The organism is Streptomyces sp. NPDC088910 (genome assembly GCF_044749865.1).
In the GTDB taxonomy this organism is placed as follows: domain Bacteria; phylum Actinomycetota; class Actinomycetes; order Streptomycetales; family Streptomycetaceae; genus Actinacidiphila.
In genome coordinates this window covers 147,381-160,667 of sequence record NZ_JBIVIV010000018.1, presented here as the reverse complement: position 1 = coordinate 160,667, position 13,287 = coordinate 147,381, and the positions used below count along the sequence as shown (strand labels likewise).

General features: G+C 73.7%; 13 protein-coding genes. 3 read left to right on the top strand and 10 right to left on the bottom strand.

The genetic code is table 11. The annotated features are described in order from the left end of the window. Positions 1-148 precede the first annotated feature (148 nt). Positions 149-724, bottom strand: a complete 576-nt coding sequence (locus ACIP4Z_RS32930; protein WP_401314051.1) for an Lrp/AsnC family transcriptional regulator — start codon at positions 722-724, stop codon at positions 149-151. A gap of 145 nt (positions 725-869) precedes the next feature. Here ACIP4Z_RS32930 and ACIP4Z_RS32925 point away from each other — a divergent pair, with 145 nt between their 5' ends. Continuing rightward, the gene (locus ACIP4Z_RS32925; protein ID WP_401314049.1) at positions 870-2,435 is read left to right on the top strand and encodes an FUSC family protein; all 1,566 of its coding nucleotides are present in this window, start codon (positions 870-872) and stop codon (positions 2,433-2,435) included. Between the two features lie 83 nt (positions 2,436-2,518). Beyond that, on the top strand, positions 2,519-3,565 hold the full coding sequence (locus tag ACIP4Z_RS32920) for a beta-propeller fold lactonase family protein (RefSeq protein WP_391050247.1): 1,047 nt from the start codon (positions 2,519-2,521) through the stop codon (positions 3,563-3,565). A 117-nt stretch (positions 3,566-3,682) separates the two neighbouring features. On the opposite strand, the gene ACIP4Z_RS32915 is transcribed toward ACIP4Z_RS32920, so the two are convergent. The 5 genes from ACIP4Z_RS32915 to ACIP4Z_RS32895 all read right to left on the bottom strand — a co-directional run bounded on the left by ACIP4Z_RS32915 (position 3,683) and on the right by ACIP4Z_RS32895 (position 8,470). Continuing rightward, complete coding sequence (locus tag ACIP4Z_RS32915; RefSeq protein ID WP_355343749.1) at positions 3,683-4,570, bottom strand: hypothetical protein; 888 nt, start codon at positions 4,568-4,570, stop codon at positions 3,683-3,685. A gap of 81 nt (positions 4,571-4,651) precedes the next feature. Continuing rightward, positions 4,652-5,734 carry an N-acetylglucosamine kinase gene (locus ACIP4Z_RS32910; RefSeq protein ID WP_401314046.1) on the bottom strand — a complete coding sequence of 361 codons (1,083 nt, stop codon included), beginning with the start codon at positions 5,732-5,734 and terminating at the stop codon, positions 4,652-4,654. A gap of 3 nt (positions 5,735-5,737) precedes the next feature. Beyond that, a complete protein-coding gene (locus tag ACIP4Z_RS32905) occupies positions 5,738-6,574 on the bottom strand; it encodes a phospholipid scramblase-related protein (RefSeq protein WP_401314044.1) in 837 nt (278 codons plus the stop codon). A gap of 25 nt (positions 6,575-6,599) precedes the next feature. Next, complete coding sequence (locus tag ACIP4Z_RS32900) at positions 6,600-7,277, bottom strand: uracil-DNA glycosylase (protein WP_188280927.1); 678 nt, start codon at positions 7,275-7,277, stop codon at positions 6,600-6,602. Between the two features lie 98 nt (positions 7,278-7,375). Next, positions 7,376-8,470 carry an NADH:flavin oxidoreductase/NADH oxidase gene (locus ACIP4Z_RS32895; protein WP_401314042.1) on the bottom strand — a complete coding sequence of 365 codons (1,095 nt, stop codon included), beginning with the start codon at positions 8,468-8,470 and terminating at the stop codon, positions 7,376-7,378. Positions 8,471-8,608: 138 nt separating this feature from the next. Between ACIP4Z_RS32895 and ACIP4Z_RS32890 the strand changes: the two genes are divergently transcribed. Beyond that, positions 8,609-9,028, top strand: a complete 420-nt coding sequence (locus ACIP4Z_RS32890; RefSeq protein WP_401314040.1) for an ArsR/SmtB family transcription factor — start codon at positions 8,609-8,611, stop codon at positions 9,026-9,028. A gap of 172 nt (positions 9,029-9,200) precedes the next feature. Here ACIP4Z_RS32890 and ACIP4Z_RS32885 read toward each other — a convergent pair whose 3' ends face one another. From ACIP4Z_RS32885 to ACIP4Z_RS32870, 4 genes are all read right to left on the bottom strand, one after another. Beyond that, positions 9,201-10,574: an FAD-dependent oxidoreductase gene (locus tag ACIP4Z_RS32885; protein WP_401314038.1), complete on the bottom strand. Its 1,374-nt coding sequence runs from the start codon at positions 10,572-10,574 to the stop codon at positions 9,201-9,203. 95 nt (positions 10,575-10,669) lie between these two features. Then, a complete protein-coding gene (locus ACIP4Z_RS32880) occupies positions 10,670-11,356 on the bottom strand; it encodes a TetR/AcrR family transcriptional regulator (RefSeq protein WP_401314037.1) in 687 nt (228 codons plus the stop codon). Positions 11,357-11,583: 227 nt separating this feature from the next. Beyond that, the gene (locus tag ACIP4Z_RS32875; protein WP_401314035.1) at positions 11,584-12,288 is read right to left on the bottom strand and encodes an HAD family hydrolase; all 705 of its coding nucleotides are present in this window, start codon (positions 12,286-12,288) and stop codon (positions 11,584-11,586) included. Between the two features lie 23 nt (positions 12,289-12,311). Further along, complete coding sequence (locus ACIP4Z_RS32870) at positions 12,312-13,250, bottom strand: M56 family metallopeptidase (RefSeq protein WP_355343774.1); 939 nt, start codon at positions 13,248-13,250, stop codon at positions 12,312-12,314. Positions 13,251-13,287: the final 37 nt, after the last annotated feature.

Sequence of the window (13,287 nt, the reverse complement as noted above, 5' to 3'; positions counted from 1 at the left end):
CGCCTGCCGCCTGCCGCCTGCCGCCTGCCGCCTGCCGCCTGCCGCCTGCCGCCTGCCGCCTGCCGCCTGCCGCCTGCCGCCTGCCGCCTGCCGCCTGCCGCCTGCGTATCGGGCGCGGTCGCTGGGGGTGTCGCCCGGCGGTGAAGGGCTACCGGGTCGCCCGCTGAGCGCCACCGCCTGATCCGTCGCCCGATCCGGCGCCGGGCCCCGAGGCCCCGGCCGCCCTGCCGCCCGGTCCGCCCTGGCGTCGGGTCGCCGCGCTGCGGCCCACGGCCTCCACCAGCGGCAGCACGCGGTACGGGACCCGCTCGCGCAGGGCGATCTCCGTACGGGTGCGGACCACGCCCGGCAGTTGGATCAGCCGCTGGATGATGTCCTCCAGATGGGCGTTGTCGCGGGCCGCGACCCGGGTGAGCAGATCCCCGCCGCCGGTGATCGAGAGCGCCTCGATGATCTCCGGCACGGCCGCGAGCGCTTCGCCCACGTCGTCCAGGCGCCCCTGCGTCACCTCGATCCGCACGAAGGCCAGCACCGGGTGGCCCAGCGCGGCAGGCGACACGCGTGGTCCCGCCGTGGTGATCACCCCGTCCCGCTCCAGCCGGTCGAGCCGGGCCTGGAGGGTGCCGCGGGCCACGCCGAGTATGCGGGCGTACTCACGGACGCTGGTGCGCGGCTGCTCCAGCAGCAGCCGCAGGATGCGGGTGTCCAGCGCGTCGACGGCCATGGGCCACTGGTCTCCTCATGGTCGATGACAGGGCACTCTCACCGTACCAATGGCACAGCGCCGAGCGACCAGTTTGAGCCACTGCCCGCTCGGGTGCTTTCCTGGTGGTGACGATGGCGTTGCGGTCCTCCGCAACGCCTTTGCCATGTCCGGCGCCGACCGCCGCCGGGCGCCCGTACCGGACAGGGGTGGAACCGCACACGTGAAGAAGTTGTTCGTCGCACCGGATCCGGGCCGCGCGCGGCTGCGCCACGCCTCCCGCGCCGTCCTCGGCATCGCGCTCGCCGTCACCGCGGCGGGCCTGGCCGGATTTCCGCTGCCCGCGATGTGCGGCGGCGGTCTCGCCGCGCTGCTCGCCTTCTTCGTCGTCGCCGACCCCCGCGTCGGCCAGCAGGCGGTCACCACCGCCCTGATGCCCCTGACCGGACTGCCGGTGCTCACGGCCGCGGCCTGGCTGCACCCGTACCCGCTCGCCCGCGACGCCGCCTTCGTCGCCGTCGTCCTCGCCGGGGTCTACGTCCGCCGCTGGGGCGCCCGCGGCCACGCGCTCGGCGTCTTCGGCTTCATGATGTTCTTCATCGCGCAGTTCCTGCACGCCGTCCCGGCCGAACTCCCCGAGCTGTACGCGGCGATCGGCCTCAGCCTCGCCGTCGCCGCCACCGTCCGCTTCGGCCTGTGGTGCTACGAACGCGGCGCCGCTCCCGTACCGGCCATCTCTCTTGTCCAACCGCCCGGTCTGCGCAGGCCGACCACCCGGCAGGCCGTCCAGGCCGCGACCGCCGCGGCCGGAGCCCTCGCGCTCGGCCAGGCACTGTCGGAGGACCGCTGGTACTGGGCGGTCGCCACCTCCTGGTGGATCTTCGTCAACACGGCGTCGCGCGGCGAGACCCTGGTGCGCGGCTTCCGCCGCGTGCTCGGCACCGCGCTCGGCATCGTGGCCGGATTCGCCCTCGCCCTTCCCCTGCACGGCGCCCCCGTACCGTCCGCCGTCCTCGTCGCGGTGTGCGTCTTCGGCATCTTCTACAGCGCGGCCGTCTCCTACTCCTGGATGACCTTCTTCGTCACCGTCATGGCCGGTTCCCTCTACGGGCTGCTCGGCGTCCTGCACCCGGCGCTGCTCCTGCTGCGCCTTGAGGAGACCGGGGCGGGCGCGCTCTGGGCGGCCCTCGCCGTGCTGCTGGTGCTGCCGGTCACCACGCACGCCGCCACCGACGCCTGGATCCAGCGCGCCCTGGAATCCGTACGCGACTTCACCGCGCAGGCCGCCCGGCACCTCGCCGGTGAACCCGGCGCCGACCTGGCAGGACGCGCCGCCGAACTGGACCTGGTACTCGGCCGGGTACGCGCCTGCCTGGCGCCGCTGGTGCACCCGCTGAGCCCCCTGCGGGCCCGCAGAGCGCGGGCCGGTCACGTACTGCGCCTCCTCGACGCCTGCGCCCACCAGGTGCGCGGCCTCGCCGAGGTCGTCGCCCACCCCGAAGCGGGCCACGACGAGCGGCTGTCGGCCGCCTGCCGACGGGTCGAGGACGCCGTGCGCCGCCTGGTCGTACGCGGCGTCGAGGCACCGGAACCGCGGCCGGAAACGCCCCGGGACGGCGCGGGACATCCGCACGCCGAACGCGCGCTCGGCCACCTGCGGGTCCTGGAAACGGCGCTCACCGACCTCGCCGCCCCCCTGCACGCCGACCCCCGGGCGCCGCTCGCCGCCTGACCAGTGGGACCCGGGGGCGACGCGGCCGCCGTCAGGTACTAATCTCAGCCGCCGTACAGACATCAGGCGGAAGAGGTACGGCAGTGGCCGGGCACGTTTACATCGGGTCGTTCACTTCGGCGGGCGGGCGAGGGCTCACCACGGCCGCCGTCGACCCGGACACGGGAGCGCTCACCGCGCTCGGCGACAACGCCGAGGTGCAGAATCCGTCCTTCCTCGCCCTGTCCGACGACGGGCGGACCCTCTACACGGTCGGCGAGACCGAGCCGGAGGGCACCGCCGCCGCGTTCTCGCTCGCGGACCCGGCCGCGCCCCGGCTGCTCGGCGCGCCCGTGCAGGTGCACGGCGGCTGGCCCACCCACCTCGCCGTCCACCGCGGCCACCTGCTCACGGCCAACTACGCGGAGCCCGGCAGCGTCAGCGTCCTGTCCATCGGCGAGGACGGCGCGCTCGGCGGACTGCGCTCACTGCTGGAGCACGAGGGCGACGGCCCCCACCCCGAGCGCCAGACCGGGCCGCACGCCCACGCCGTGCTGACCGACCCCAGCGGACGCTGGGCGGTCAGCGTCGACCTCGGCACCGACTCGGTGCGGGTCTGCGAACTGGACACCGACAGCGGCGAGCTGGAGATCGAGCGCGAGCTGGGACTGCGCTCCGGGATCGGCCCGCGCCACCTCACCTTCCACCCGGCCGGCCACCACGCCTATGTGATGAACGAACTCGACTCCGTCGTCACCGTCTGCCGCTGGGACCCCTCCATCGGCAGCCTGCGCCCGCTCGCCGAGGTCCGCGTGCTCCCCGACGGCACCGAGGGCGAGAACTACCCCTCGGAGCTGGTCGTCTCGCCCGACGGCCGCTTCGCCTGGGCCGCCAACCGCGGCCACAACAGCATCGCGGTGCTCGCCCTGGACGAGACGGGGGAGCGGCTGGAACTGCTCGACACCGTGAGCTGCGGCGGCGACTGGCCGCGCCACCTGACCCTCGACCCGTCGGGCACCCGGCTGTACGCGGCCAACGAGCGCTCCGGCGACGTCACCTGGTTCGACGTCGACCCGGGCACCGGCATCCCCAAGCAGGCCGGTTCGCTGGCGCTGCCCGCCGTGTCCTGCGTGCTCTTCGCCCGGCCCTGACACCGCGGCGGCGGGCTCGCGCGGCCCGCACGACGAGGAAACGGCGCGGGCGGGCGGTCTTGTCGAAGGACCGCCCGCCCGCGCCGTTGTCGTCGCCGTGTCGACGCGCCGCCTCGTTCAGTGCGAGGGCGCGCTCTCCTGCTGCTGCATTGCGATGCCCAGCGCGCCCGCGTAATGCGTGACCACCAGCTTGCCGACCGCCGGGTACGGGCCGAGCGCGTCGGCGCCCGAGCAGCCCGCCTCCGCCGCGGCGGTGTGCAGGAGCTGCGGCGCGATCTCCGGGCCGATCAGGCACGGGGCGAGCGCGAGCCGGCCGGAGCCGGAGGAGCGCAGCTGCTCCGCCGCCCGTGCGATGGAGCCGTCCTCGTCGAGCGCGGCGGCCAGCACCGGCACGGCGAGCCGCGCGGCCAGCAGCAGCCCGGTCACACCCGCGGCCTGCGCCGCCTCCTCGCCGCCGACGGTCGCCAGGATGATCCCGTCGGCCGCGGTCGCCACGGTGAACAGCCGGGCGCGGTCGGCGCGGGCCAGACCCGCCTCGGCGAGCCGGACGTGCAGCGCCTCGGCGAGCAGCGGGTGCGGACCGAGGACGTCGGTCAGCTCCACCTGCGCCTTGGTGTCGGCGATGGCCTGCCGAATCCTGCGCAGCACCGAAGCCTCGGGTCCCGCGAGCAGCGGGACGACGACGGCCGCGGTGTCCTCCCCCGACCGCTCGTCCGCGATGGCGGCCAGGACGCCGCGCAGCGCCGGGAATTCGGTCTCCGCGCCGTCCTCACCGTCGACGAAGCCGATCCGCGGATCGAGTCCCGACAGCTCGGAGCGGGCGATGCTCACGACCTCCTCCGCCAGACTGAGCGCGGCGGCGGTGGGAGTGCCGGGGACGGCCAGAACCAGCACCGGCGCGCCCTCGGGCGCGGCCAGCGCCTCCGGTCGGCGGTGACGTCCCGGCTGGCGCGGGCGCGGCATTCGAACGGGAAGGCCGGAGGCGGGCCCTGTGGCAGTGCTCATGGCGACGCATGCTAACGCCTTGGGGCGCCTGGATGTTCGGCCGGGTCGGAGCCGCGGCAGACCTGTCCTGATCTGTCCGTTTCACCGCTCACGTTCGGTCATTGAACGAGTCTGAGCTGTGCCGGAACGCGCCGCGTCGGCACCGGAACGAACCGGTGCGGTACGCGAACGTGCCGGTGCGGCACGGGAGACGAGCCGCAGCAGCGCGGGGTCGGCCGGAAGCGGCAGCGCGTCCCGGTGCAGCGCCCCCGCGATCAGCAGCGCGCCGTCCAGCGGATCACCGGCCGCCGGTACGAGCCTGGCGTCCGGCAGCATCCGCCCGGCCCGCTCGCGCAGCGGCCCGAGCAGCGGCTCACCCATCTTGAACAGGCCACCGGTCAGCGCCACGTCCACCGCGGCGGCGTCCGGCCGTACGGCAGCCGCCGACTCCAGGATGTGCGTCGCGGCGGCCCGCAGGATGCCGGAGGCCACCGGGTCGCCCCCCGTGGCGCAGGCGGCCACGTCGGGCGCGAACGAGGCCAGTACGGCGGGCCGGTCGGGGCGCGGGTAGAGCTGTGCGGGCATTCCGTCGAGCGGCCCGAAACGGTCCTCCGCGCGGGCCAGCAGCGCCGTGGAGCCGCCCGCCCTGCCGTCGTGCGCGCGCATCGCCGCGTCCAGGCCCGCGCGACCGATCCAGGACCCGCCGCCCGCGTCGCCCAGCAGATGGCCCCAGCCGTCCGCGCGCAGCCAGCCGCGGCCGTCGGCCGCGGTGCCGAGCGCGATCATGCCGGTGCCCGCGGCGACGACGACGCCCGGCCGCAGACCGAGCGCGCCCGCGTACGCGGTCACCGCGTCACCGGCCAGCGCCAGCGACTCCACCCCGAAGGCGGCGGCCAGGGCGTCGGGCAGCACGGCGCGCAGGTCGGTGCCGAGTGTGGCCATACCGGCCGCGCCGACGCATGCGGCGGCCAGCGTGCCGGCCCCGGCCTTGTCCAGCAGGCCGTTCACCAGGGGCACGACCTGGTCGAGCAGGCTCGCGGCGTCGATCCCGCGCTCGCCGGTCACGGCCGGGCGGGCCGAGACGGCGGGCGCGGACACCTCGGTGCCGTCGGCGCGGGCGACGGCCACCCGCACGCCGGAACCGCCGGAGTCGATCCCGAGCACCCAGTCAGCGGAAGCGGGCACGGATCAGCCGAGCCCGCGCGAGTCCTGCTTGAGCGCGGTGTCCACGGTCAGCGCCGAGGCGACGACCATGCTCAGCAGCGGGTCGGCCAGCGGCCGGTGGATCTGGAGGACGTAGTTGTCCGCCGTGGTGAACATGGTCTTGGCCAGGCCCTCCCACGTCTTGGTGATCCGGCCGATCTCCGTCTCCGTGTGGTCCACGATGGCGAAGTTCCACGCCCGCCAGTTCTCGGCCTTGATGGCACCGATCTGCTGGCCGTTGTACATGAACGCGAACTTGATCTTGCCGAAGGCGTTCTGCTGCACGATCTCGCCGAGCGGCTCACCGTTCGAGCGGTGCACCAGCACCTTGGACTTGATGAACTTCGCGGGCCGGGTGAGCACCAACTGCGGCTGCCCGTGCGCGTCCCTGACCTCCAGCTTGTGGGTCAGGAACTGGTCCACGCTGGAGACGAAGCGCAGCACCTTCTTCGCCGTGCTCTGCCCGATCTCGACGACCGAGCCGAGGGTACGGCCCTGCTGGTCGAAGACGCTGTACTCGTTGACCAGCTCGATCAGCTTGGCCTTCTGGTTCACCACCAGGATCGGCTCGGTGAACAGGGTGCCGCCGCCGAACGAGGTCGGCGCTATCCCGGCCTGCTGCTGCACCTGGCGCTGGACCTTGGACGGGTCGGGGGCGCCGCTGACATTCACCTCCCACGCGTTGCCGCCGCCTTGCTGCTGCGGAATCTGGCCGGGGTTCGTGTGCTCCGTCCACTGTTTGCCGTCCCAGTAGCGGAGCAGATTCGGAGTGCCTTGCGGGTCGGCGTACCAGCCCGCCGGAGTATTGGGATGCGTCGTCACCCGGGCAGAGTACCGTCAAGACATGTCAGGGAAGGAGCCAGTCGACCGGCTGCGCACCCTGCCGGACCAGCAGATCATTGGCGCGGCTGAAGGGCCGTGAGCCGAAGAAGCCGCGGTCGGCCGACATGGGGGAGGGGTGCGAGGACTCGATGGCGGGCAACTGCCCGAGCAGCGGCCGCAGATTGCGGGCGTCCCTGCCCCACAGCACGGAGACCAGCGGACGGCCCCGGGCGGCGAGCGCCCTGATCGCCTGCTCGGTGACCTCTTCCCAGCCCTTGCCGCGGTGCGCGGCGGGCCGCCGGGGCGCGGTGGTCAGCGCCCTGTTGAGCAGCAGCACACCCTGCCGGGTCCACGGCGTGAGATCCCCGTTGGACGGCCGCGGCAGCCCCAGGTCGGAGCCCAGTTCGCGGTAGATGTTCTCCAGACTGCCCGGCAGCGGCCGTACGTCCGGCGCGACGGAGAAACTGAGTCCCACCGCGTGACCCGGGGTCGGATACGGGTCCTGCCCGACGATCAGCACCCGCACGTCGTCGAAGGGCTGCTGGAACGCGCGCAGTACGTTCGCACCGGAGGGAAGGTACGTACGCCCCGCGGCGATCTCGGCGCGGAGGAAGTCCCCCATCGCCGCGATCCGGTCCGCCACCGGTTCGAGCGCCTTCGCCCAGCCCGCTTCGACGATCTCGTTCAATGGTCGCGCTGTCACGGTCCGTCACTCTACTGGCTCAACGGCCGTGCCGCGGACGGGGATCGGACCCGCCCGCGCAACGACGGCTCCGGCGGCGGACCGCCGGGCAGGACCGGTCAGATACCGGCCCGGCGGAAGGCCCGCCCGTACTGCTGCGGCACCGCCACCTCGGAGCCCAGCTCACGGGCGGCGTGCAGCGGCCAGTTCGGCGTACGCAGCAGTTCGCGGCCGAGCAGGACGGCGTCGGCCTGGCCGGTGGACAGGATCGTCTCGGCCTGCCGGGGGTGGGTGATCTCGCCGACGGCCGCCACCGGCAGACCGGTCTCGGCCTTCACGCGGGCCGCGAAGGGCACCTGATAGCCGGGGCCGAGCGGAATGCGTACGCCCGCGGCGTTCCCGCCCGTGGACACGTCGAGCAGGTCGACCCCGCGCACGAGCAGTTCCTTGGCGAAGCGGACCGTCTCGTCCGCCGTCCAGCCGCCGTCCTCCAGCCAGTCGGTGGCCGAGATGCGGAAGAACAGCGGCAGTTCCTCCGGCCAGACCTCGCGCACGGCGTCGACCGTCTCCAGCGCGAACCTGATCCGGTTCTCGAAGGCGCCGCCGTAGCCGTCGGTGCGGTGGTTGCTGTGCGGAGAGAGGAATTCGCCGATCAGATAGCCGTGCGCGCCGTGCAGTTCGAGCACCTCGAAGCCCGCCGCGAGCGCGCGCCGGGCCCCGGCCACGAACTGCCCGACGACGTCCCTGATGTCCGCCTCCGACAGCTCGGTCGGCACCTTGGACTCGTCGGAGAACGCCACCGGGCTCGGCGCCACCGGCTGCCAGCCGCGCTCGTCCGCGCCCAGCGGGCCGCCGCCCGCCCACGGCCGGTCCGTGGACGCCTTGCGTCCGGCGTGGCCGATCTGGATGCCGGGCACGGTGCCGTGGTCCTTGAGGAAGCGGGTGATCCGGCTGAAGGCCGCCACCTGGTGGTCGTTCCAGATGCCGAGGTCGGCGGGGCTGATCCGGCCCTCGGGGCTGACCGCGGTCGCCTCGACCAGGATCAGTCCGGCGCCGCCGACCGCCCGCGACGCGTAGTGCGCGAAGTGCCAGTCGCCGGGCGCTCCCTCGTCGGGCCCCTCGGTCGCCGCCGAGTACTGGCACATCGGCGCCATCCAGGCCCGGTTGGGAATGGTCACGGACCGCAGGGTGAAGGGCTCGAACAGCGCGCTCACGGCACTCTCCTCGTCGTCGGACTCCGTCGCGGGGCTCCACCGGTCGGGGCCTGTCGCCGCGCACTGGTGACGGCTTCTACGATAGACGCCGTAGTACGGCAGACGTCAAACTACGACGGGTATCGTAATATGACGTTCATGACACTCCCGATTCCGTCCCACGCGCCACCGGCAGCGGCACCGTTGTCGTCGGCGCCGGCCGCGGGCCCCGACGCCCCGGCCGCCGCCGGGCGCGCGCTGGAGCACCCCGGCACCGGGGAGATCCGGCTCGAAGAGGTGCTGCACGCGCTGTCCGACCCGATGCGGCTGATCGTGGTCCGCAATCTGGCCGCGGCCCACGGTGAAGTGGCCTGCTCCGACGTGCCGTTGCCGGTCAGCAAGTCCACGACCACGCACCACTTCCGGGTGCTGCGCGAGGCGGGCGTCATCAGCCAGATCTACCGCGGCACCTCCAAGATGAACGCGCTGCGCACGGACGACCTCGAAGCGCTCTTCCCCGGTCTGCTCGACCGCGTCCTCGACGCGGCGGCCCGCCAGGCGGCCCGGCTCGACGGCTGACCGTGGGGCGTCGGTCGCCCGGATCCAAAGTCTGTATCCGAGTGCCTGTATCCGAGTGCCTGTATCCGAGTCCCTGTATCCGAGTCCCTGTATCCGAGTCCCTGGATTCGAGTGCCCGGATTTCGAGTGGCTGGATTCGACGCGCCTCGATCCGTCCCGTCCGTGACGGGCCTCAGGCCGGTCCCTCGGCGGGCGGCGACGACGAGTGGCCCGCCGCCGTCAACAGCCCTTCCCAGTCGGGGATCTTGACCGTCCCCCGGTCCAGGGAACGGCCCCACTCCGCCTCCGCCGCCTCGATCGCCAGCCAGCCCCGCCAGGCGACCGGCCGTACGCCCGCGGCCCGCAGCCCGGCCAGCGGATCGGCCGACAGCTCTCGCGTCAGCAGACCCGGCGCGTCGGCGATCAGCGCCGCCGCGGTCTCCTTGGCGCACGGCCGGTTGGTGCCGATCACACCGGTCGGCCCGCGCTTGATCCAGCCCGCCACGTACTCGCCGGGGGAGGGCGTGCCGTCGCGCAGCACGCGGCCCGCGTCGTTCGGCACCACCGCGCCCCGAGGGTCGAAGGGCAGGCCGGGCAGCGGCACCCCCTGGTAGCCGACCGAGCGCAGGACGAGTCCCGCGTCGATCTCCTCGCCGCCGCCTGTATCGGACACACCGCCGCGCCCGTCAGGACCCGTTCGGGTGAAACGGACCGCGCGCACCCGCCCGGCCTCGTCGGCGAGGAACGCGGTGGGGCGTAGGAAGAACCGCACATGGAGTCGGCGCGGCCGTCCCCGCGGCGGCTGTGCGGCCCACGAGCGCAGCACCTCCACATTGCGCCGGGCCGCAGTCGGCAGACCGGAGGGGGCGGCGTACGCCGGGTCGAGCGCCAACTCGTCCTCGCGCACGATCACATCGGTGTCGGCCAGCGCGCCCAGCTCACGCAGCTCCTTGGTGGTGAACTTCGCCTGCGAGGGCCCGCGCCGCCCCACCATGTGGATGTCGGTGACGCGGCTGTCGGCGAGCGCCCGCAGCGCCGCCTCCGGTACGTCGGTGCGCCGCAGTTCGTCCGCGCGCCGGGCCAGCACGCGCGCCACGTCGACCGCGACGTTCCCCACGCCGATGATCACGGCCGAGCGGGCCCGCAGCGCGAAGCCGTCCGGCGGCTCGTCGGGGTGCGCGCTGTACCAGGACACGAAGCGGGTCGCCGAGTAGCTGCCGGGCAACTCCTCGCCGGGCACGCCCAGTCTGCGGTCGGTCGCGGCGCCCACGCAGTAGACCACCGCGTGGTACAGACCGAGCAGCCGCTCCGGCGTCAGCGGCGCGGGCCCCACGCCGACGTTGCCGAGGAAGCGGACCCGCGGATCCTCCAGCACCTTGCGCAGGCTGCCCTGGAGGGACTTGATCTTCTCGTGGTCGGGCGCGACACCGTATCTGACCAGGCCGTACGGGCACGGCAACCGGTCGAGCACGTCAACCGCGACATCCGGCACCGACTCCTGACGGGTGAGCGCGTCCGCGGTGTACACCCCGCTCGGACCCGAACCGACGACTGCGACGCGTAACACGACGGTGCTCCCTTCGGCGGGATGTCACCAGCATGCGCCCTCCGGACGCGTCGCGGCAGAGCGCCGCACCCGGCGCCCGGTCGAGGCGCACGGTTTCAGCCCACCCGTCGCCGGTCCCCGCCGTCCCCGCCGCCCCCGTCCCCGCCCGCGCCGGCCTTCGCGGGGGCCACCGCGCAGTCCTTCGGCGGCACCCCCAGCGTCCACTCCAGCCCGTACCGCTCGAAGAGTTCGGCCCGCAGCCGCGACAGCGGCATCGGAGCGCCCGGCAGCAGCAGCGCCACGGTCGCGCCCATCAGCAGCGCGCGCAGCAGCCGGTACTCCGCCTCCGGACCCTCGGGTCCCGACACGATTCCCGCGCCGTCCACCGCCTGGCTCAGCAGCGCCGCGAGCTTCTGCTGCTCCGGGCACTGGATGAAACCCTCCGCCTGGAGGATCGACGCCATGTGCGTACGCATCAAGGTGGTGTGCGTCTGCGTGAGGCCGAGGATCGCGTCGATGGCCCGCGCCATCCGTTCCTGGCCGTCCTCCGACCGCGGCTCGCGGTCCAGCGCGGCGGCCAGTTCCATGTGCATCAGCCGGTGCACGGCGGACTGCAACAGTTCGCGCTTTCCCGCGAAGTAGTACGAGACCAGGCCGCGTGCCGACCCGGCCCGCTGGGTGATGTCCGCCAGCGTGGTGGCCGCGTAGCCGCGTTCCTCCACCAGCTCCACGGTTGCCTGGAGCAACCGTTCCCGGGAACGCTGACGCATAGCTTCATTGACCGATGCGCTCCGAGGGGACATTATTTACTCCTGCGTTGACTGGCTGCGAGCCAATATACTCAGCGCAACCCGGCGGGCTTCGCCCTGTCCGGGAAACGGGGGATGGTGCCGGGCCCGGCGGCGCGGGGGATCGCCGGGACCGGCGCCGATCCCGAAAGCGCTTGTCATCGAGGCTCGTGTCCTGAAAGCGCTTGCCCCTTCAGCGGCCGGTTCATGAACGCTCGGCGCGTACGGTGCGCGGCGCCGCATCAGCCCAGTCGGTAGCCCAGTCGGTCCAGGACGCCGAGCAGCGCGTCGGGACGTGCCGTCACCGGCAGATGGTCCACCAGGAACACCGGGCAGCCCAGCGCGGCGGCGCCGCCGTCCGCCGCACGGCTGTCGCCCACCATCGCGACGTCCGCGGGCTCCAGCCCGAGCCCGTCGCAGGCGATCCGGAACAGCCGCTCGTCCGGCTTCTGGACGCCGTGCTCGAAGCTCAGCGCGAAGACGTCCACCAACTCGTCCAGCCCGTGCTCCCCGAAGACCGGCCGCAGATCCCATCCGATGTTGCTCACCACCGCCACCGGCACGCCCCGGTCCCGCAGAGCCCGCAGCACGCGCTCGGTGTCGGGGTACGGATTCCACGCGGCGGGCGCCATGTGCCGGTCGTAGAGCGCGTCGTGCACATCCCAGGGGAGCGCGACGGTACGGGACAGGCCGCCGTACGCCGCCCGGTGCTCGGCCGCGCTGGTGTCGCGCCGGGCCCAGACCGCCGCCAATCGCGGCGGAATCCGCTCGGGCGGTCCGCCGCCGGGCAGCGCGCCCGCCCGCTCCAGCGTTCCGGCGTACGCCGCGACCTCGTCGTCGGTGGCCGTGACGCCCTCGGCGGTGAGCGCCGACCGCAGCCAGGACTCGGCCGCTTCGACCCGCATCAGGGTGCCGGAGAAGTCGAACATCACGCCTTTGACGGCCATGGCCCCGCCTCTCCCGCCGCCGCTCAGGTCAGCGCGCCGAGGCCGGGGCCGAAAGCGATCAGCAGCGGGACCGCCGGGACCAGCAGCGCGAAGGCCGTCATCCGCACCCGTTGGCCGAGCGGCAGCCGGGGCGCGGGATCGAGCAGCCGGTGCACGCGGCCGGGCAGCGCGGCGAGCGGCGTGGGGCAGGGGCCGAAGACACCGCGTTCCGCGTTGAGTTCGACCAGCGCGAGGGCGGTGGTGAGGCGGCCGAAGCGGCGCGAGGCGGTGTCGTCGGCCGCCAGTTCCACCAGGTGGTGCACCTGGTCACGGAAGGCGGCGAAGACCGGCACCTGCGGGAAGCCGCCCGCGAGTGCGCCCGAGCAGTGCAGCAGCACGTCGTGCCTGGCGCGTACGTGTCCCTGCTCGTGGGCCAGCACGGCGTCCAGTTGGCGGCCCTTCAGGCGGCGCAGCGCGGCCGTGGTGATGACCAGTTGGGGCTCGGCGCCGGACAGCCACCAGGCGTCGGAGCGGGCGTCCTCCAGGACCACCAGGCGCTCGCCGGGCGTGACGGTCTCGCCGGGCAGCCGGGGCGCGCGCACGCGGAGTTCCGCGCGGCGCTGCTTGCGCCGCGACCGTGTGCCGCGCACCTCGCGGGTGAGCATCGCCGCGGTCCACACACCGCCGAGCGCGAGCAGGACGGCGATAGTCCCGGCCCAGCGGCCGTACTCGGACAGCGCGTAGGCGTCGACCACACCGCTCGGGGCGAACGCGAAGAGATTGCCGCGGACCGCGGCCCAGGCGGCCGAGGCGGAGAGCGCCATGGCCAGCACGCAGCACAGCAGTACGGCGGCGACCACACACTGCCAGACCCACAGGGCCAGCACCGGTTCGCGTTCCGGCCACTTGGCACGGGACAGCAGACGCGGCGCCATCGCCGCCGCAAGTGCGCCGAGAATCAGCAGCACGAACGGGACCGTCATGGTGATCAGCCTAGGAGGCGCGCGGTGCACGGGGGAC

Excerpts from the sequence above, each read along its gene's own strand:
- ACIP4Z_RS32930 (WP_401314051.1), bottom strand. The coding sequence starts at position 724 with ATGGCCGTCGACGCGCTGGACACCCGCATCCTGCGGCTGCTGCTGGAG.
- ACIP4Z_RS32925 (WP_401314049.1), top strand. The coding sequence starts at position 870 with ATGTCCGGCGCCGACCGCCGCCGGGCGCCCGTACCGGACAGGGGTGGA.
- ACIP4Z_RS32915 (WP_355343749.1), bottom strand. The coding sequence starts at position 4,570 with ATGAGCACTGCCACAGGGCCCGCCTCCGGCCTTCCCGTTCGAATGCCG.
- ACIP4Z_RS32890 (WP_401314040.1), top strand. The coding sequence starts at position 8,609 with ATGACACTCCCGATTCCGTCCCACGCGCCACCGGCAGCGGCACCGTTG.
- ACIP4Z_RS32880 (WP_401314037.1), bottom strand. The coding sequence starts at position 11,356 with ATGTCCCCTCGGAGCGCATCGGTCAATGAAGCTATGCGTCAGCGTTCC.
- ACIP4Z_RS32875 (WP_401314035.1), bottom strand. The coding sequence starts at position 12,288 with ATGGCCGTCAAAGGCGTGATGTTCGACTTCTCCGGCACCCTGATGCGG.
- ACIP4Z_RS32870 (WP_355343774.1), bottom strand. The coding sequence starts at position 13,250 with ATGACGGTCCCGTTCGTGCTGCTGATTCTCGGCGCACTTGCGGCGGCG.